This window comes from Carnobacteriaceae bacterium zg-84 (assembly GCA_013874835.1).
Taxonomy (GTDB): domain Bacteria; phylum Bacillota; class Bacilli; order Lactobacillales; family Aerococcaceae; genus WM01.
Genome location: CP059430.1, coordinates 1,007,034 through 1,028,371 on the forward strand (window position 1 = coordinate 1,007,034; position 21,338 = coordinate 1,028,371).

A 21,338-nucleotide genomic window follows, 5' to 3' on the forward strand; every position below is an offset into this window, starting at 1 on the left:
CAACACCTAAAAGGCTATACCTTTTGATAAATAAACTAATCTTTAGCTGTTAAAGCAGCCATTGTAATATAGTTATAAGGTTTGTTGAAGTGTGGTAAGAAGAAGATGTCTAATAAAGCTAATCTTTCAATTGTTACTTTTTCTTGAATAGCTAATGAGAACATATGAATACCCATTGACATATCTTCTTTAGATGCCATTTGGCAACCTAAGACAACACGAGTGTCTTTGTCGTAAACGATTTTGATTTTTACTTCATGGTTGTCATGTTCAATAAATTCTGGTTTTTGTAAATCAGAAAATTCTGTAACAACAGCATTATATCCAGCACGTTTTGCTTTTTCTAATGTTAAACCTGTTGATACCATTTTTAGATCATAAATACAAATACCGTTTGAACCTTGTACACCAATTGATTCTAAATGTTTACCAGCTACATTGTGTGCAGCAACTAAACCTGAACGAACAGCATTTGTTGCTAATGCAATGTAACTTGTATCGTTAATTGAGTTATCATAAACTGTTGCACAGTCACCAATCGCATAAACATCTTTCATGCTTGTTTCTTGAGATTTGTTAACTAAGAATGCACCATTTCTGAATAATTCTAATCGACCATTTCCTAATGCTGTATTTGGACGGAAACCAACAGCTAAAATAACCATATCAACATCAAATGTTTCTTTATCTGTTACTAAGCGTTCAACTTTACCATTTCCTTCAACAGCTTGTACTGTTTGACCAAATGCTAATTTAATATTGTGATCTTTTAAGTTTTGGCTCATCAATTCTGTGAAATCTTTGTCATAGTATCCACCTAAACATGTTTCAGCAACATCTACTAAAGTAACTTCTTTACCTAAGCGTTCAAATGCTTCAGCAAGTTCTACACCAATATAACCCGCACCAACAACTGCAACACGTTTGATGTCTTTATTTTTTAATTTTTCAATCACTTCTTCAGAGTTTTGGTACAATTTAACAAATTGTAAGTTTTCTAAAGTTGCTTTAAATTCACGTGTACCTGGTACTAATTCAACACCTTTAATTGGTGGAATAATTGGTTGTGAACCTGTTGCTAAAATCAATTTTTCGTATGATTCAACATGTTTTTCAGTACCGTTAATCAGTACGTGAACTTCTTTTTTATCAAAATCAATTGATTCAACTGGTGAATTCATATAAACTTTTGCACCAGCAGCTTCTAATTTTTGTTTGTCTGAATAGAATAATCCTTCTGGACCTGCAATTTGTTTCCCAATCCATAAAGCCATTCCGCAACCTAAAAATGAAATATTTGAGTTTTGGTCAAATACAACAACTTCATTTTGATCGCCATAATTTCCTAAGATTGTATTGATACACGCTGTACCGGCATGGTTTGCTCCGACAACAACAATTTTACTCATCTGTTTATCCAACCTTTCTATTGTGAAAAATGTAATTTGCAATAGTATGATAACTCTTACTACACTACATAGTATAACACATTTTTTTTCTGTTGCAATCTTATTTATATACGTTTCCATATTTATTTTGGAGGTATTTTTCACCATATTTATCCAAAATTTTCAAGTTCTATAATAAAGTGTACTAGTCAATGTATTTAATAGTCTTTTCAACGATAGAAAAAGGTAGTGAATGAGAATAACCATTCACTACCTTTTATTTTTAGTATCTTCTTCTCGTCGTTTCTGTAGTTGTTTCAGTTGTCGTTGTTTGATTTTGTTTTCCTCTTGAAATGGTAATCGTTACTTCAACACCCTCTTTAATTACTGACCCTGCAGGAATAGATTGTTGGATCACAGTACCAACTGGATTTTCAGAATACTCTTGTTTTAGAATATATGTCACACCTAAGTCACTTAATTGATTTTCAACAAATTCTTTACTAGAGCCGTATAGATTTGGCATTGTAATTTCTTTTTTACCAATACTCACAAAAAATTTCACACTCGTTTGTGTTGGGTTTACTTTTGTTCCAGCTGTAATGGACTGATCGACAATATAGCCTTCTTTAACTGTATTACTATGAACCTCTTCTTTTGTGACATTAAATCCTTCAGAAACCAATTTCCCTTTGACTGTTTCAAATAATTGGTTAGTATAATTTTCAAAAGTAATTTCTCCCGAACTTACTGTAAAAGTAACAACGGTTCCTTTTGGTGTCACTTTCGTACCACTTTGGATACTTTGCGATATGATATATCCCGCTTTAACCGTTGCACTCGCTTCTGTTTTACGTTCAATGATATATCCTTTTTTTATCAGTTCTGTATAAATAGCACTGTATTCTTTATTCGTGTAGTCCTCAAATGTTTCCATATTTTCTCCTGAACTCACATATAAAATCACTTTGCTATTTTGTTTCACCACAGTATTACTTTTTGGATCTGTCTTAATTGCCATACCTTCTTTGACAGTATCACTTTTTTCTTTTTCTACTTTTTCAACAATTAACCCAATATCTGCTAACAATTTAGTAGCATCTACTTCTGTTTTTCCAACAACCTCTGGCACTTGGACATCTTTAGGTCTATTAGCTAGTAAAAACATTGTTCCTGCACCAATAACGAGCAAGGCAGCAAATAACATCGCAAACAAAACAAAACCTTTTTTACTCTTTTTCTTTTGCGGTTTAAATGTTGGCTTGGACGGGGGAGTCTTAGGTTTTACGACAACATTGCCACTCACATTACTAGGCTGTTTCACAACTGGTTTACCGCTAGGTTCTATAAATTTCTTTTCATTTTGTCGACTTAATTTTAGACAGGTTCTTAAATCTTGTAACATGCTCGTACATGACGGATAACGATATTTTGGATTTTTAGTAGTCGCTCTTAATAAAACATTTTCTAAACTTTGCGGTACTGTTTGAACAGCATTTTCAACAATACTCGGCATTGGACTTTGGAAATGTTTCATGGCAATAGATACAGCTGAATCTCCATTAAATGGCACTTCTCCCATAATCAATTCATACAAAATAATCCCTAAAGCATAAATATCAGATTGATTCGTAGCTGAGCCGCCTCTAGATTGTTCAGGTGAAAGGTAATGAATAGAGCCTACCAGAGTATTAGTTTGTGTAACGGCTGTATCACTCAATCCGATCGCAATACCAAAATCAGTAATTTTAATCACTCCGTCTTTTCTGATTAAAATATTTTGTGTTTTTAAGTCACGGTGAATAATCCCTTTATGATGCGCAACAGAAACAGCATTGACGACTTGTGTCATAATGTTGACAACTTCAACCAATGATAGTGGATAATGTTCACGAATATACTGCTTCAAATCAGTTCCGTCAACATGTTCCATAACTAAATATCTATTTTGCCCATCATCGTCTACGTCGTATAACTCTACAATATTTTCATGAACAAGTTCACTGACTGCACGTGCTTCACGTTGAAATCTTTTTAATGTTTTTTCATCATTATAAAAATCGTAGCGTAAAATTTTAACAGCGACTTGTCTATCCAAAATTAAATCTTTCGCTAAATAGACTGTTGCCGTACCACCGCTACCAATAAAACGTTCAAGTTTATAACGTTGACTTAGAACATCTCCAACTGCTACCATTATTACCCTCTCCTTTCATTTTGTTCTTCATATTTCATAATCAATACACTAATATTATCTCGTCCTCCAGCGACATTGGCTTTCTGTATCAATCCTTTGACACGATCATCAACTGCTGGATATTCTTTAAATGATGATGCAATTTCTTCATCTGAGAGCATGTCTGTTAATCCGTCGGAACAAATCAATATACCGTCATTATCTATCAAAGTCACTGTTGTAACATCTATTTGTACTGTTTTTTTATTACCAACAGCTCTTGTAATGACATGCTTCATCGGATGATTTTTAGCTTCTTCTTCATTTAAACCACCTAAAGCTAACAAATCATTCACAAGTGTATGATCATACGTTACTTGTTTAATAGCCCCGTGTCGATAAACATACACACGACTATCTCCCACATGTGCTGTAATCAATTTATCATCTATCATAATCGCACAGACAATCGTTGTTGACATACCTTTTAAATCTGAGAAACGATTTGCTTGATTAAATATTAGCTCATTAACTTCTTCTATTCGTGATGTTAACCAATGGGAAATAGTATCCATAGTGATGTCTTTTTCTTGTTTCCACATATCTCCCATATATGTTAAAGCTGTTTTGCTTGCAACTTCTCCAGATTGATGTCCCCCAACACCGTCGCATAAAACACATAAATATAAACCGTCTTTATTTTGAAAAACGTCAACGGCGTCTTCATTTATGACACGTTTCATACCTACATCTGTTTGAAAAGCTATTTTCATTGGTACACCTCCATTCTATTTTATACGTTTCAAACAACAAATATAAAACCCATCTGTGCCGAACATATGTGGTAATATACTAATTTCTCCGTATTCAGTATAACATTCTTTTGGTAATTTTAAATCATATAATGGCACTCTCTCAAAATTAGTATGTGTTTTTAAAAATTGTGCCATTCGTTTTTCGTTTTCTTCCAAAGTCACGGTACACGTACTATAAATTAAACGTCCTCCAACGGCAACTTTAGGAAAGACACTTTCAAGAATATCCTCTTGTATAGCAGAAAGTGAGGAAATTGTATCAAACACTTTACTATATTTAATATCTGGTTTACGCCGCATCAATCCTAAACCGGAGCACGGAGCATCTACAAACACCTTATCAAAATAATTATCTGAAAAAGACGACACATCTCGAGCATCTTTTATCATAGCCTCCACAACATCATCTACGTGAAGTCGTTTTGCATTTTCTTCAATCAATTTGATTTTATGTTCGTATAAATCCAATGCATAGACTATACCACCCTTTTCTTTATTTAAAAAATGAGCGATATGTGTTGTTTTTCCACCTGGTGCCGCACATGCATCTAATACTTTATCACTTTCCTCCAAGGCTCCACACAATGCAACAAGCATTGAACTTTCATCTTGAATCGTAATATCTCCTTGTAAAAATAAAGATGTTTGCGCAACATGCCCCGAATGTATACGTATACCATTTGGTGCCAATGGACTTTTTTCACACATAAATGTCTGACTTAATTGATTTATTGCTTTATCTACATCATATGCTCGAACAGATAGATAAGGTTTCTCGAGTAATGAGTATCCTATTTTTTCTGTTTCTTCTAAACCATAAAGTGTATCAAAATACGTCACTAGCCACATAGGCAAACTCGTACGTAGTGACACAACTTCTTTTGTTCTTGGTTGCATCATTAAATGAGATAAACGTTCTTTCCCATTTCTATCAATATTTCGCAACACACCATTCACAAAATTAACAATACTTTGACCAGCTTTGATTTTTGTAATTTCACTCGCTTCATTCAAAATAGCATATGCAGGAATTTTATCGAGAAATATCATTTGAAAAGTAGATAATCGTAAAATTGTTCGTAACCATAAAGGAATTGCTTTTTTTACATAAGGTTCTAGTAGATAATCCAATGTCAATCGTCTTTGTGTGACGCCGTAAACAATCTCTGTTAATAAATTAGCATCTATTGTAGATAAAGGTACTTCTTTTAAGACAGCATCTAACTTTAAATTGACATAAGCTTGATTTTGTTCGACATCTACTAAAATTTTCATGGCTAAATATCGTACTGTTTTTTTACGTTGTGCTTTTGTTAATTCGATTGACTTATTTTTCAAAACAATCTCCTTTTTCTAATCGAGCACCACTACCACGACAAAAATCAGCAATAGACATTTTTGATTTCCCAGACGGTTGTACTACTTTTAGTGATAATACTGTGTGCTCTCCACAAGCGACAAAAATTTCTGTATCTGTTATATTTATCATTGTTCCAACTGGTTCATTCGTCTGTTCTTGAACAGGAATAGCCTCCCATATTTTAAACCGTTCACCGTGCAATAATGTATAAGCACCCGGCCAACTATTCATAGCTCTAACTTGACGATTGATGTCAGTGGCAGTTTGATGCCAATTTATTTTTTCTTGTTCTCTTGAAATATTTGGTGAAAAAATCACTTTTGACTCATCTTGTTTGATTGGTTGTATAGTGTCTTCAAATAAACATGGTAAAGTTTCGATCAATAATTCTCTACCTAATAAGCTTAATGAATCAAATAACGTTTCTACAGTGTCTGTTTCTAAAATATCAATAGCTTTTTGATTTAATATATCTCCAGCATCCATTTTTGGTTCCATATACATAATACTTACACCCGTTTGTGTTTCTCCATTCATAATGGCATATTGGACAGGAGCTCCTCCTCTATATTTCGGTAACAAAGAAGCATGTACATTGATTGCACGATATGTTGGATGATTTAATAAAACAGACGGTAAAAATTGTCCGTAAGCTGCTGTGACAATTAAATCAATATCTAAAGATAAAAGTGTTTCTAACTCTTGCGAACCAACCAATTTCTCTGGTTGATACACATCAATGCCATGTAGCAACGCTTCACGTTTTACAGGAGAAGGAGTTAATACTTTTTTTCGCCCAACCAATCTATCTGGTTGTGTCACAACACCAATAACCTCATATTCACTTTCAACTAATGCTCTTAAAATGGGAACAGAAAATTCAGGTGTTCCCATAAATACTATTTTTTTAGACATATAAAACTCCTTTATCCAAGGCTCATGAAAAATTCATATAAAACTATTATATCAAGCAATAAAAAGACTTGCAAAGAATACTTCTGAAAAGCTCTAAAAAATTTGACTTATGAAAATCTATCTCCTATAATCTCTAAATGATATAAAAATGGAGGTAATTTTTATGCAGAAAAATTTTTCAAAAACAGTGATATTTTTATCTACTTTTATTTTGTGTGCTTGCTCAAATCAATCACAACAAAATATATCACATTCTGTCACAACAACGACAACACAACAAACAACTGCGCAGCAGACAATAATGAAACAATCTTCTACACAAACATCATCAACAGTTGATTATGACGTCAATGAGATTGTAGCATTAGTAAAAAAAGATTTTCCTGATTTTGACATTGAAAGTATCAGTTTAACATTAAATGTCCCTACTCCTTTATTTGAAGTAGACTTAATTGGTAATGATTCAGAAAAAACAATTCAAGTAAATACACAAACAAAAGATAAAGTCATTTTAAAGGAAGAGATGTTAGACAGTGATGAAAGAAATGGTGTTGAACGTCAAAAAGAAGCAATCAACACAAGTTCTTTATCTAGCATCACAAATGTTTTGAATGCTGTGAAACAAACATTAGCAGTAGATACTGTCACAAAAATCAGTCTGGATCAAGAATTAGGTATCACTTATTGGGAAGTAGAACTATATAGTGCCAACCAGAAAAAAGAAGTTAAAGTTGATAATGCAACATTAAAAGTTCTTGAGATTGATCATGATTAGTCACTATTTATTTAACAATACTCAAAAAGGCTTGAAAACATTGATTTCAAGCCTTTTTCAGACTGTTGACAAATTAAAATGTCGACAGTCTTTTTTCGTATCAGACGTTAAGTTGTACGGCTTACCACGATGTACACGATACATCGCTCGTTCTCTACCATGTGCGAGAACGAAGCCATTCGTACCACAACGTCTGATACGATAATAACGCTTAAAAGTGGTATAATAGAGATAAGAAAAAGGAGGGAAAAATCTATGTTTTATAAAGAAACTCACCCAAATGACGAAATCATATTAAACACATTGTCCGAATTAGTACCAAAAGACCATTTACTACGTAAAATTGATAAATCAATTGATTTCAATTTTATTTATGAGATTACTTCTCCTTATTATAGCCATACGAATGGTCGCAATAGTTTAGACCCTGTTGTTTTATTTAAATTGGTCTTTTTAAAAGATATTTATGGCATTAAATCCATGCGAGAAACCATTAAACGTGTCGAAACGGATGTAGCGTTTAGATGGTTTTTAAACCTCCCTTTCTCTAAACCTACCCCACATTATTCTACTTTCTCTCAAAATTATATTCGCCGTTTTCAAGGGACGTCTGTGTTTGAAGATATATTTAATACTATTGTACACCAAGCTATCTCACATCATTTAATTAGTGGGACAGCATTATTCACAGATTCCACACACATTAAAGCAAACGCCAATAAAAATAAATTTAGAAACGCCGTTATGGAAACCGTTCAAGAACGTAAGCGAGATTTAGAAAACGAAATCAACGCCGAACGAGAAGCTATTGGAAAAAAGCCTTTTAGCTACACAGATAAAATCATCTCTAAAAACATAAAAGAAAGTACGACTGATAAAGAAAGCGGATATTACCATCGGGATAATAAAGAAAAAGGATTTATGTACTTAGACCATCGTAGTGTCGATGGTAAACATAACTTTATTGTGGACTGCTTTATTACACCGGGGAACGTGCATGATAGCGTACCGTATGTGTCGCGATTAACGTATGTGATGGAAAAATTTAAATTTGATGTCAATTGTGTCGCGTTAGATAGCGGGTATTATAAAAAAGACATTTTAAAATTTTTAGAAGAGAAAAAGATATTTTCTGTGATTGGGTATAGACGTTTTCATCGCAATCCTGACCATAAGTTTTTTCGATATGATTCATCTAGAGATTGTTTTACGGATACACGTACGGGAGAAATTTACACCTACAGAAACATTGATAGACAAGGATATAAGCAGTATCGTATAAGCGATAACAGTAATAAACGGATACTACGTCGAGCGATAGATGCTGATGTATACGATAGATGTCGTGAACGTCGATTATCTACATTTGGGAAAGCACTATATAAACGACGGAAAGAAACGATTGAGCGTAGTTTTGCAGACTCTAAACAAAATCATGGGTATCGGTTTGCACAATATAGAGGAGTAGCCAAGATGCAAGATTATACTTGGTTATCTTGTGCTGCCCAAAATATGAAAAAAATGGCAATTCTACTCACGAGAGATAGCCATTTTTTGAGATATTATTCTTCATTTAGTATTTTAAAATTCAAAATCCAACATATTTTTCAATTTTTAAAAAATATGTTGGATTTTTTATCGCTATTGTCAACAGTCTGAAAAAGGCTTGAAAACATTGATTTCAAGCCTTTTTACTAATGTTGATATACACTTTCTAACTTTTTTGTTATATGATGTTTACACCAATATTGATAAATATACTCTATACGTTCACATATATTTTCGACTGTATATATTTGACACAATATCGGTTCTTCTTGAATAATATATCCTCGTCCTTTAATAGCTTTTGGTATTAGAGTAGATTTCCCAAGCAAATATAAAGCATCTTGCTTTTCCTTTAAATGCAATACTATTTTTGTACGAAACATATTTAATAAAGCCATACGCACATTGTTCATTGTACTTACAGTCATGATAACATATATGGAAAACGCTGCTCCCTCTTTTATCACTTGATATAAACACTCTTCTAATTTTTCACAACTCATAGAACTATCATAATCATCTATAAATATTAAAATAGTCGGATATTTTTTCATATGTTTCATCTTTTTCCGTTGTGTAAATATACTATATATATGTTGTATCATCTGATTTAATTTTTCTTGTTCATCGTAAGATACATACTCTAATACATGTGGTAAATCTAAAAAGGCAGATAAGTGATAATAATCAAAATCTACCATGTATATGTATAACCATTCTGGAGAATGATACATTGTCAAAGATAATATCATTGTCAAAATTGTACTTGTTTTACCATACCCTTTACTTCCAAAAACAATAGTATGGGACTGCTGCCATACATTAAAAAAATATATTTCTTGCTTTTGATAAAATGGTAAATCAATAATACCTAATGGTGCACACATATCTGGCATAGTATGATGTTGTAAAATCGGCATAAGGATGCTTTCTTCTAAAGGTGGTATAAGTACCTTTTGTACTTTTTTAAAAGAACTCATTTTATGTACATATACTATTTCTGAAATGATTGCTTCTAATTGAGTCATTGCTTTTGTTGTCTGTACGGTTGGCAATACATTTATTGATTGCCCTAAATCATCTATTTTATAAATCGTGAGAGCTATATCTTGTTTTGTCATATTTGAACAACCTGTATACCCACTTTGAAAAAGTATCTGACTCTTTTGTCCAATTTTTAAGTATCCTCTTCCTCTCGTTGTAATATAAGCAGCATCTGGTGTTTTTAATAATTCATTAGAGTCTTGCTCACTATTTACTTTTAACACAATTTTTGATTGAATATTACTTTCCATTTGTTCATTAATAATACCACTTGGTTTTTGTGTAGCTAATATTAAATGAATGCCTAAAGAACGTCCAATCCTTGCGATTGATGTTAATTCTATTAAAAATTCTGGAGCGTATGTTTTTAATTCGGCAAATTCATCACAAATTAAAAACAGATGTGGAAGTGGCTCCATTGTAGATACAGAGGTACATTGTTTATGTGCCTTATATCGTTTGATATACTCATTAAGATTAAATACTCTATAATAAACAAATGCTTCTTGCCTTTTCTTTATCTCTGCTTTTAAACTTTGAATTGCACGTAATACATGATTTTCATCTAAATTTGTTACTACTCCAACAATATGAGGTAATTTTTCTAACGCATAGACAATTTCTCCACCTTTCCAATCAATAATAAACATCGAAATATCTTCTGGTGAGTAAGAAACTGCAAGACTTAATAAATACGTTATAAGAAATTGAGATTTTCCTGAACCGGTCATTCCTGCAATTAACGCATGAGCACCGTGCTCTGATTCGTGTAAATCCCAATAAACCCGATTATTTTTATCTGAGATGCCAATGGTTACTTTTAAAGATTGATAGCTTTTTGCTGTTTGCCAGCGATGTAAAATTGATAGTTCGGATACTTGCGATATTTGATACTGCTCTAAAAAGTTTAAAGAAGTAGACATCATCGGTTTCTTCGTATCAATATGTATCAAATTTGACAAACATCTAATTCCATTTTCAATATGTTGAGTCGGTGGATATAGAAAAAAATGAGAGTCATACTGAGCAGACAGCACTTGTCCTTTTTCTTCAGTGTGTAATAAGATTGTTTCTTTTACAATATGTGGAAGCATCAATTTTGAAATACTTATAAATATGACAGTCATACCTAGTTGATTGGGATATTTCTCTAATAAATGATAGATAGGATGTTCTATTATATATTTATAGTCTGTTACAATGAATAGATAATGTGGTAAAAACACATGCCCTTTTTTTAGTTTATCTTTCCGTTTTAACAATACATTATATAATGCATCTAATCCTTTTTGTCTGTGTTCTTCTTGATACCATAGTCCTCTCATACAACAATCATTTATATAAAAATGCTTTAAAAACCGCCATTTTCTCCATATTTTATTATATTCATCTTTTGATATAAGACAGACAAATTGCACATCTAAATATGAATGGAAAAAAGTTAATTGTATCAATATATGTTCTAAAAAACACATCATATTTTGATATGTACCGACAACACCAACGTAACTTTCTTTTAACGAAAGTGAAATAGGACTACGTTCATGTCTACTAAATCGCTTTTTTAATAATTTATCCTCATCATTTTGTATATCAATAGACAGTTTAGATGAAACACTTCCTAATCCTAAAGATACGGTTAAAAAATAGTCATGATAATAAGCTCTTTCATAAATTCGTGTATCATATACAGACATCAATCGTACTAGTTCACTTGGAAACGGAAAATTCTGTTGTAGTATCTCTCGTTCTTTTTGATAAGATTGAGCAATACAAGATGCTGCATACATGAAGTCTTTTTCTTTATTTTTATTTTCTTGTTCAATATATTTTTTATTTTTATATCTGTTATATACATATTGGCTTATCAATATCAACATGTTAAGAAACAAACCAACTAAAACAATAGATACATTTCCAAATAAACTAGTACTTATTGTTGTGAGAAAAGGAATGATAAAAGATTTAGCATGACTTAATTGTTTACTTTTTTTACTATCTTTTGATTTTAATACAAAACGCTGATGTGGTTTATCAAAATGTATGTTTACATGCCGATAATATTTTGGAAAATCAGACTGTTTATATGAGATATGTGGTTGTCTATAAATCGCATCATCACGACATACAACTTTATTGGAAAAGAGAATGATATGCCATTGATTATTTGTCTTTTCTAATCGAAAACTTTTTGTCATCATCTGCATATTATCCATTATCGGATACATATTTTCTTGTACCAATTTATTTTGATAATAGAGAACATCATTTTGTGTCACTATACACACATGTGTGTTATTGATAAGTATGTGTATATCTTCTTCTATTTTTATAACATTATAATCATCTTTTCCGATTGTTAAAACAATATCAGATCTCAATGTAAAATAGAAATCATGAACATTCTCACTTTTTATGACTAACAATGAATATTGCTTTATTGTATGTAATCCTATACCCACATATTCTCCGTCAATCATTAGCTTATTATTCACTAAACTAAACACAATACCATCATGTTTTATCATAGGATTTTGTCTGTGAATGGATAATTTTGTTAATAATATATCAAATATATATACTTCATAATAAGAATGACTACTCATTTTTACCCTCTTTTTTATCCAATTCATGATACAAATAGTCAATTTCTTTTTTATACTCCGTTAATAATTGCTCTTGCGTATCGGATAGTTCAACTGTCTTTTTTGTTGTATCATATAGATGTAAGTAAGCTAAAAGTAACATTTGTTTATCTTGATTTATTTTGGCCACTTCAAGTGCCTGTTGATAATCTTTTTTTCCTAAATAAATCCAAAAATTTAATACATGTGATGATGACGATAAAGAAATTGTCTTTAATGCATCTATTTTTTGAATATATTTACTATCTTGTCGCTGTATACTTGCATAAGCTAATAAATAGCGTTTGATTTGTGATAAATTATCTAAACTTTCTCCTTTTAACTGCTCTTGGATAAAGTCATAATCTCCTTTCAAAAAAGCTGTTTGTAATTGATATTCTATAGTATCATAAATTGGTTTTGTTATAATATTCATCCCAAAAATAACCGACATAACTAAAAATCCTACTTTATAAAAAACATAAAGATACTTTGAAACATACTTTTTTTGTTTTCTTTGTTTCTTTATTTCTTTTTGATATTCTGCTTGTAAATATGTGTCAAGTTGCTCTATTGATTCTATTTGATGTAAATGATTTGAAAAAGTATCAGAAAGTGTAAACTGCCCATATTGTAATTGTTCAAAAGAATATTTAGGATGTAATAGCCATAATAAAATTGCTTTGACATATTGCATCATTGGGTAATCTTTATATGGATAGACAAGATGAGGCATGCCAACATGGCATATATGAATAGTTATATCATCAGCAATATAAATGTTTTTAGGATGAATATAAGGTACTGTATACATATCCATTTGTTTGATGTAGGTGACAATATTTTTAGCAATACATATTTTTTCTAAATAACTTAATTTATTATTTCTATACGATTCTAAAGAAAATCCTCTATCTTTAATATCATATTCACAAATGAGCATCTCTTCTTTTATTACAATAGTATAATATAATTTAATAATAGATAAATGCTCACACGTATATTGACTTTTATTTAAGCTAACTATCAATTTGTCCCCAAACTCTTGACATAGCAAAGACTGACTATTTCCTGTCATGCGTATCATCAACAATCATTTCAAATTTATCTCCCGTTGCAATACCATAATCTTCTAATACATCATATTCTCCAATATGTATACATTTATTTTTTACAACGAGTTGAAAAGGATATTTCAGTGCAATACCATGATGCTCAAACATATTATAAATAAGTTCTTTTAATTGATGCATGGTCACTTTACTTGGAACGAGTAGATCAATTTCTTTATTGTCTTTTACTAATGTAATACCAATCATAAATACACCTATTACTAAATCCCAAAGGACTGTGCATCTTCTCTATCACGCTGTTCAACAAGAGTAGCATATCTATTTAATTGTTGAAAAATATCTTCCAATAATTGTTCAAATTTCTGAACATATTGATATAATTGCTGGTATTGTTCCAAATAAGCTTGAAAAGCTTGCCCTTTCCATTCTTGTGAAATAGATGTATTCATATGATTTACTCTTTGAATAGATTGTTCAATTTCCTCTTTAGCTTGAACATAAATACGTGCTTGTTCTTTTAATTCTTGTGGTTTTAAACTGATTTGTTGCATATTCTTCCTCTTTTCTTTTTTGTTCTATTATTAGTATATGCAATATCAGAGCATTTCTTTGTAACATATAAAAAATATTTATATACCTTGATTATCATGCTGAAAGTCTTGTATGGCTTTCTCTAATGTAAAAAATGGCAATAAGTTAGAAAACTTTTTGCTTACTTTTCTACATTAAATACAGTTTTTCTAGCTTATCATAAATCATTTATTTCCTTTTCAAACAAAAATATACTCTTTTTTTATTAAATGATAATAGGATTTATCTTGAATCATCTTAAAATCTAATTTTTCATAACAATTTTCTGGTACAGGTATCATCTTTTTTATATCGAATATAGCTAAAATATGTTTTTTATACATTTCATTCTGTCTATAAATACTATATGCAAAATAATAGTATTTCTTTCAGTTATTATTTTTAATAAATACTATTTTCTATATTTTTACTTATACAGAGTAATTTTATTATATAAAGTCATATTCGAACGATTTTTCTCCTCGTTCGACTGCTTCATTTTTTACTGCTTAAAAAAAGATACCGTTATCCATTTTTAATCATTTGAATCAACATGAAGAAACATAAAAAATGACTATACTTCACAAGAAATATAGTCATTTTATAATATTATTACCTATCTGATTGAGATTGGCATCTCAAGAATGCACTCTTTTAGTTTATTTTTCTAACTGTTTCCCTAAGGCACCACCGGGGTGGAATAAATGAAAATCATCTTTTGTAAATTGACGGCTAGCCGATACAACCACAGCAATGCTGTCACCTAAAGCGAGCATCGTTGTTGAACTTGTCGTTGGGGCTAATCCTAAAACATCAGCTTCTTTTTCATACGTATAGTGTAATGTATAATCACACATATCAGCTAAACTAGATTGGTCTTTTGATGTAAAAGCAATCGTGATACAGCCGATTTTTCTTAATGTTGGTAACATACTTAATACTTCTTGTGTACTTCCACTATTAGATAGCAAAAATACAATATCTTGTGTTTGTATCATACCAAAATCGCCATGAAATGCTTCAGTGCTATGTACAAAGATAGCAGGTATACCAACACTAGAAAAAGTTGCTGCAAGTTTTTTACCAACGTGTCCGGATTTTCCAACCCCAGTGAATACAATTTTACCTTGGCAAGAATCAACAATTTCGACAATTTCTAATGTTTGCTCATTTAAGCGATTTGCTGTTTTTAATAGTCCTTCACTTTCCATTTTTAAACTTGTTTTTAATAAGTCTAATTTATTCATACCCTATTTTCTCCAATTCATTTAATGTTAATAATTCTAAAAATGAGTTACAATCATTGATTTGTTTTAATTTTTCTTGAAATAAATCTGTATCTGATAAAAGTTTTACTAAATCTGCCATGACATGAATATGCTTTTTGTGATCAATGGCACTTAAGAAAAACAGGCATGAAATAGGTTCTTTTTGTCTTTGAAACATAATCGGTTCTTGTAGTTTCACAAAGGATATTGCAACATCATGTGAGCCATTTTCAGGTTTTGTATGTGGCATTGAAATCCCTGGTGAAATAAGCATCGCATCTTGCCTTTCTTCTATATGCTTTAAAATATGTTCCACATATCGTTTTTCAATCACACCGTCATCAAGCAATGGTTGTGCTGCATACTCAATAGCTTCTTGTATAGTTGTTGCAGGACAGTTTAATTGAATATACTGTTGTTTTATGACATCGGATAATCGTAAAACATGTTTTGTTTCAAAAGACATTTGATTGTTTGAAAAATATTTAAATAAATCTCTTCTTAGTGCTTTCGCATTATGAACAGTTGCATATTTTTCAACAATGTTCATCACTGTTTCAACACCTGGCAATCTAAAATGTTTATTTCCAATTTCTGAATAAACTTGACGAATAATATCATATTTTTCATCGACACTCATAATAGGATTTACGACAAACACTGGTTTTGATGTTTCAAGTAATTTATAGTTTGGAATTGTTGAAAACACAATATCGTAGGTATTTGTATCTAGTTTAAAGTATGTGTCATAATCAACTGGACCAATAAAAGTCATATCCGAAAAAATATTTTTCAATTCAGTATAAATAATAGCCGAACTACCAATACCATTTGGACAGACAACAATTGCTGTTGTTTTATGTGTCATCGTGATATTAGAATGATTTTGTATCATTGCTGAAAAATGCATGGTTAAAAAAGCAATTTCTTCATCGGGAATTGAACTACCAAATACTGATTCAATAGATGATAACGTTTCTTTCACAATAAAAAACATTTCTTTGTATTGCTGTTTTGTTTCATGAATCAATCCATTGATAATCGGTAATCTAAAAAGCATACGATAATAAGTAGGACGTATATGACTATATAGCTGTTTTAAAACTGAAAACTTATCATCAAATTGTATACCTGCCAATAATTCAAAACGAAATACAATGCGTTCTACTATATCTAAAATAAGCATTCTATCAAAGGAAGTTTCTCCTATATTACCTACGGTTTGTCCGAGTAACCATGCTGTTAAGTACAACACTTCATTCTTTTCTACTAAACCAAATGTACTTAAAATATCTTTTGCCAAACGATATTCTTTTGCTTCTTCAAGAGAATGCTTAAATTGAAATGGAATTGTTTTTTTCATACGATATTTTAAAATAAGTAGAAAATATGCAAATTCATTTAAACGATTTTCTACAAATGTAATACGATGTTCTTGACTAATCACTGTAATTTTTTCTTTGATTTCCTGCACATGTTCATCAATATTTTCTTTTAAATAACGTTTAAAAAAAATAGAGTAAATAATATCATGATGCTCTGAAAAATCAATCATAATTTGACGGATTAAAAATCGTCGTATATCAAACTCTTCTCCCGATAGATAATAACCATCTTTTCTAGAATATAAAAGGTTGATACGATAGTTTAATAATTCATGCTCTAATTGTTTTAAATCATTCATCAATGTTGTTTTTGAAATTTTTAATAAATCAATAAAATCATTGACAGCAATATAATCTGAATATTGAGATACTAATATTAAAAAAATAAAGTATCGTCTTTCTTCACTATCTAAAATATATGATGTTAAATAATCTGAACTAGACGGATATTGTCTTAAAAAACTGAATTGAGCTGTTGTTAGCCTAATGAGTGTACTATTCATACGAAGTGGCATCAATTTATAATCGACAAGCAATTCATTTATTTTGTTTAAAGAATAATCAATTTGACGTAAGGTTAATTTCGTTTCTCTTTCAATACGATTGATATCTGTTTCTTTATTTTTTAAAATACTATTCAAAACGAGTGTTGCTTTTTTATCTAACATATCTACTCCTCATTTTCTAGTTGTTTCTAAACAAGGTCACTCCTTCAACAAAACGTGCTGCATTTTCACGAATATTTTCTACGGTACCTGTAGTTAATAAGCTACCTACCCCAACAACTTGAATACCGTTTTTCAACCATTCTCCAATATTTTCAGGTGTTGCACCACCAGATGATAAGATTGGTAAATATGGTAATGGTGTTTTAAACACTTTTCCTAAACTTGCACCATAATAGTTAGAAATAGGGAATGCTTTTATCATAGACGCTCCATATTCTAATGCTTCAATGACTTCGGTATAAGACGTACATCCTGGCATATAAGGCACTTGATATCTATTACATAATTTAGCTACATCTTTACTAAAATTAGGTGAAATAATAAATTTTGCACCAGCTAAAATCGCAATACGTGCAGTTTCACTATCTAAAACTGTCCCTGCACCTACAAGCATTTTATCTTGATATTTTTCTTGAATTGCTCTAATAAATTCCGGTGCACGACTATTAGTAAAACTAATTTCCATGCAATCGACACCACCGGCTAAACAGCCATCTACAATTTCAAATCCTCTTTGAATCGTATCAATACGTACAATAGCCATAATAGCTGTTTGATATAAACGATTTAATGTTTCTAATTTTGTCATCTTAGTTTTCCTCCTTGAAATAGTTGTCCAAAACGTCTTTAATATCTTGCTGATACTCATCTAAAACTGGTAGAACTGGTCGTCTAGCCTCTCCAACATCATGACCAACATACGTCAAGGCATACTTTAAAACAGATGGAATAGAACCATATTTTAAGATACGTCTAAATTCTTCGATACTATTTTGGTAGTCTTGTGCTTTTTCAAGATTACCTGCTTGATATTCACGAACAATGGCGACATCTATATCTGTTAACACATTAGAGGTAGCAGCAACAGCTCCGGCAGCGCCTAGCTTTAATGCATTTAAAATAAGAGAATCGGAACCCGATAATACTTTAAAATCTTTTTCTTTTGTTTCATCAATATAAGCTTTTATATTGTCAATGTTTCCACTACTATCTTTAATCCCAATTATATTTGTGATATCAGCTAGTTTTTTTACAAGTGTAGGACTTAGTGGATTACCTGTTAATCCGGGCATATTATATAAAATAACTGGAATTGTCACATTTCTGGCAATGGCTTTAAAATGCTCATACAATTCTTCTTCTTTTAATTTCACAAAATAAGGGGCAATCACCGATAAAGCATCTGCTCCAATACTTTCCATGTCTTTTGCTAAAGAAATAACTTCGTTTGTATCATTACCACCAACACCTACATAAACAGGTACACGTTTATTTGTATATGACACAACATATTTTGCAAAGTCTAATTTTTCCTCTTTTGTCATGACATGAAATTCACCATTTGTTCCTAAAATAAATAAACCCGATACTTGTTTGCTTATTAAATGGTCAATTAACTTTTCAGTCGCTTGCCAATTTATTGTATTGTCTTTATCAAATGGTGTTACCATTGCCGTAATCAGTCCACCTAATGTCATTGTAAAACCTCCTAAAAAACAAAACTCAGCGAATAAATCCCACTGAGTTTTGCATATATTATTTAAAGATACTTAAAATACCGTCTAATAAAATACCAGTCACATTGTAGTCAATATTTGGGAATGTTGAACCTTGTATGCCTAATTGACCGTATAGTGGGAATAAGACAACTGGTAGGAATGCTAATAATAATCCTGCCACGAATGAGCCTGCAATCGCACCTCTCCAACCACCTGTTGAGTTACCAAAGACTGCCGCCGTTCCTCCTGAGAAGAAGCAAATGTGTGCTGCTGGAATAATTACGATTGGGAATTTAAATAAAATCATAATAAACACAGCTAACAATCCTGCCGCATAGCTTGAAAGGAAACCAACAATAACTGCTGTTGGTGCAAATGGGAATACTGTTGGTACGTCTAATGCAGGTCTTGAATTTGGAATGAATTTTTCTGAAATAGACACAAACGCCGCTGTAATTTCACCTAAGAACATTCTTACACCAGTCATTAAAATTGACATACCTGCTGTAAATGTAAAGGCTTGGATAAGTGGGAATACTAACCAATGTTGACTACCAGCTAATGCTTTTGTTGCTGTTTCTCCTGCAGCAAAAGTTGCAACATAGAATAAAACAAGCATAATAACAGATACACCCATTAAGAAATCTTTAAAGAATGATAACCATTTAGGAAATTTAATAGTTTCTGTACTTTCAGATTCATATTTACTGAAGAATTTACCGATATAACCTGATAAAGCATAGCCAAACATGTTAAAGTGTCCGATTGCTGTTGCATCACTACCTGTGATTTTACGCATAAATGGTTGACATAACGCTGGTAAGAAAGCAGACATAAATCCTAGTAATGTTCCACCTAAAACAATTGCCAAGACATCATCAAATCCATGTGCTTTAAAAATCAGTGACAATACACATGCAAAGAATAAACTGTGTCCTGTTGTGAAGAAAATGTTTTTAAATGGTGTGATACGTGCAAATACTAAGTTCATCACAAAACCTAAAATAAGTGTAGAAGATGTTACTAATGCAAACTCTTTTTGCGCTAAAGCTGTTGCTGCTTCTGGAGAAGCGATAACACCTTGAATGTTAAATCCTGTTTGGAATAATGTATTAAATTTTTGTAGAGCACCTGTAATGATAGATCCTCCGGCACTAAATACTAAAAAGCCGATAATCGTTTTAAAGGTACCTGTTAAAATTTCAACACCGCCTTTTTTCTGTGCAAGTAAACCAACAAATGCAACCAGTCCTAATAAAATAGCCGGTGTACTTAATAGACTAATCAAAATATCCATAACTCTCTCCCTCTCTTCATATGATTTATAATTCGCTTAATGCTTTTTCTAGTTTTTCTTTAATTTCTTTTTTATCTACAATATTTGTAATACCTACTACTTTTTGTGGTACACCTTTTTCAGTTAACTCTTGTGCCACATCTGGTAATGTAATCAATAATTCACCGTCAAAACCTGGTACACCATCTAAAGAAGAATGTTCAATTTGTAAATCAAATCCTTCTTCTTTCACAACTTCAAGTACTTTGATTTTTAACATCAAACTTGATCCTACTCCTGCTCTACAAGCAACTAATGCTTTTGCCATAATAATACCTCCTAATTGTTATTTAAAAATAATGCCATAATATCTTTTGGTTCTTTTGCAAGTTCCACTTGAGAAAGAAATGTATCACTGCTCAAATAAGAAACCAATTCTGCTAATACTTCTAAGTGACTATTACTATCCGGTGCACTTAGTGAAAATAAATATTTTACTGGATCATTGGCTTGATTTCCTGATACAACAGGTGTTTTTAATCGTGTTAGCCCCATCCCTAATTTCAATGCTCCACACTGACTTGGTGCATGAGGTAGTGCTACATGTTTCGTAATCACAATGTAAGGGCCTGTTTCCTTATAAATACGAATAATGTTATCCACATACTCTTGAGAAACAAACCCATTTTTTAATAATGGGGCAACCGATAGTAAAATCGCATCTTCAAAGTTGTCGGCTTCAACATCTAATTGAATATGTGTTTCTCTTAGTACATCTTTTAACATGTCCTCACCTCCATTCCTTAATTCTATTATATGGTTACGGTTTCAGTGCTTCAATACAAATTGGGTTCATCTTTTGTTTGTACCCCGTGCAAAAAGTGAACTGAACAT

At 31.5% G+C, this 21,338-nt stretch carries 19 protein-coding genes; 2 read left to right on the plus strand and 17 right to left on the minus strand.

Annotated features, from left to right (window positions below; genetic code table 11):
* Nucleotides 1-35: 35 nt before the first annotated feature.
* From H1220_04720 to H1220_04740, 5 genes are all read right to left on the minus strand, one after another.
* Nucleotides 36-1,409 carry an FAD-dependent oxidoreductase gene (locus H1220_04720; GenBank protein ID QMI85053.1) on the minus strand — a complete coding sequence of 458 codons (1,374 nt, stop codon included), beginning with the start codon at nt 1,407-1,409 and terminating at the stop codon, nt 36-38.
* Nucleotides 1,410-1,671: 262 nt separating this feature from the next.
* A complete protein-coding gene (gene pknB / locus H1220_04725) occupies nt 1,672-3,585 on the minus strand; it encodes a Stk1 family PASTA domain-containing Ser/Thr kinase (GenBank protein ID QMI85054.1) in 1,914 nt (637 codons plus the stop codon).
* A 2-nt stretch (nt 3,586-3,587) separates the two neighbouring features.
* Nucleotides 3,588-4,337, minus strand: coding sequence for a Stp1/IreP family PP2C-type Ser/Thr phosphatase (locus tag H1220_04730; GenBank protein QMI85055.1), 750 nt, complete (start codon nt 4,335-4,337; stop codon nt 3,588-3,590).
* Nucleotides 4,338-4,352: 15 nt separating this feature from the next.
* Nucleotides 4,353-5,654, minus strand: coding sequence for a 16S rRNA (cytosine(967)-C(5))-methyltransferase RsmB (gene rsmB / locus H1220_04735; protein QMI86654.1), 1,302 nt, complete (start codon nt 5,652-5,654; stop codon nt 4,353-4,355).
* A gap of 52 nt (nt 5,655-5,706) precedes the next feature.
* Nucleotides 5,707-6,654, minus strand: a complete 948-nt coding sequence (locus H1220_04740) for a methionyl-tRNA formyltransferase (GenBank protein QMI85056.1) — start codon at nt 6,652-6,654, stop codon at nt 5,707-5,709.
* A 163-nt stretch (nt 6,655-6,817) separates the two neighbouring features.
* Here H1220_04740 and H1220_04745 point away from each other — a divergent pair, with 163 nt between their 5' ends.
* The gene (locus tag H1220_04745; GenBank protein ID QMI85057.1) at nt 6,818-7,429 is read left to right on the plus strand and encodes a hypothetical protein; all 612 of its coding nucleotides are present in this window, start codon (nt 6,818-6,820) and stop codon (nt 7,427-7,429) included.
* Between the two features lie 255 nt (nt 7,430-7,684).
* The gene (locus tag H1220_04750; GenBank protein ID QMI85058.1) at nt 7,685-9,088 is read left to right on the plus strand and encodes an IS1182 family transposase; all 1,404 of its coding nucleotides are present in this window, start codon (nt 7,685-7,687) and stop codon (nt 9,086-9,088) included.
* Nucleotides 9,089-9,123: 35 nt separating this feature from the next.
* On the opposite strand, the gene essC is transcribed toward H1220_04750, so the two are convergent.
* From essC to H1220_04810, 12 genes are all read right to left on the minus strand, one after another.
* Entirely contained in the window at nt 9,124-12,627 is a 3,504-nt protein-coding gene (essC, locus tag H1220_04755; protein QMI85059.1) for a type VII secretion protein EssC, read from the minus strand.
* Nucleotides 12,620-13,732: a hypothetical protein gene (locus H1220_04760; GenBank protein ID QMI85060.1), complete on the minus strand. Its 1,113-nt coding sequence runs from the start codon at nt 13,730-13,732 to the stop codon at nt 12,620-12,622. The genes essC and H1220_04760 overlap by 8 nt, the downstream gene beginning before the upstream one ends.
* Nucleotides 13,710-13,964: a hypothetical protein gene (locus H1220_04765; GenBank protein QMI85061.1), complete on the minus strand. Its 255-nt coding sequence runs from the start codon at nt 13,962-13,964 to the stop codon at nt 13,710-13,712. Before H1220_04765 ends, H1220_04760 begins: the two co-directional genes overlap by 23 nt.
* Before the next feature lie 14 nt (nt 13,965-13,978).
* Nucleotides 13,979-14,269, minus strand: coding sequence for a WXG100 family type VII secretion target (locus H1220_04770; protein QMI85062.1), 291 nt, complete (start codon nt 14,267-14,269; stop codon nt 13,979-13,981).
* 219 nt (nt 14,270-14,488) lie between these two features.
* A complete protein-coding gene (locus tag H1220_04775) occupies nt 14,489-14,632 on the minus strand; it encodes a type III toxin-antitoxin system ToxN/AbiQ family toxin (protein QMI85063.1) in 144 nt (47 codons plus the stop codon).
* A 315-nt stretch (nt 14,633-14,947) separates the two neighbouring features.
* Nucleotides 14,948-15,535 (minus strand): SIS domain-containing protein, encoded by a 588-nt coding sequence (locus H1220_04780; GenBank protein ID QMI85064.1) that lies wholly within the window; start codon nt 15,533-15,535, stop codon nt 14,948-14,950.
* Entirely contained in the window at nt 15,528-17,609 is a 2,082-nt protein-coding gene (locus H1220_04785; GenBank protein ID QMI85065.1) for a BglG family transcription antiterminator, read from the minus strand. The genes H1220_04780 and H1220_04785 overlap by 8 nt, the downstream gene beginning before the upstream one ends.
* 16 nt (nt 17,610-17,625) lie before the next feature.
* The gene (locus H1220_04790; GenBank protein ID QMI85066.1) at nt 17,626-18,258 is read right to left on the minus strand and encodes a ketohydroxyglutarate aldolase; all 633 of its coding nucleotides are present in this window, start codon (nt 18,256-18,258) and stop codon (nt 17,626-17,628) included.
* A 1-nt stretch (nt 18,259) separates the two neighbouring features.
* Nucleotides 18,260-19,147 carry a 4-hydroxy-tetrahydrodipicolinate synthase gene (gene dapA / locus H1220_04795; GenBank protein ID QMI85067.1) on the minus strand — a complete coding sequence of 296 codons (888 nt, stop codon included), beginning with the start codon at nt 19,145-19,147 and terminating at the stop codon, nt 18,260-18,262.
* 58 nt (nt 19,148-19,205) lie between these two features.
* Nucleotides 19,206-20,465, minus strand: coding sequence for a PTS transporter subunit IIC (locus tag H1220_04800; GenBank protein ID QMI85068.1), 1,260 nt, complete (start codon nt 20,463-20,465; stop codon nt 19,206-19,208).
* Nucleotides 20,466-20,490: 25 nt separating this feature from the next.
* The gene (locus H1220_04805; protein ID QMI85069.1) at nt 20,491-20,772 is read right to left on the minus strand and encodes a PTS sugar transporter subunit IIB; all 282 of its coding nucleotides are present in this window, start codon (nt 20,770-20,772) and stop codon (nt 20,491-20,493) included.
* An 11-nt stretch (nt 20,773-20,783) separates the two neighbouring features.
* On the minus strand, nt 20,784-21,230 hold the full coding sequence (locus H1220_04810) for a PTS sugar transporter subunit IIA (protein ID QMI85070.1): 447 nt from the start codon (nt 21,228-21,230) through the stop codon (nt 20,784-20,786).
* Between the last annotated feature and the right edge of the window lie 108 nt (nt 21,231-21,338).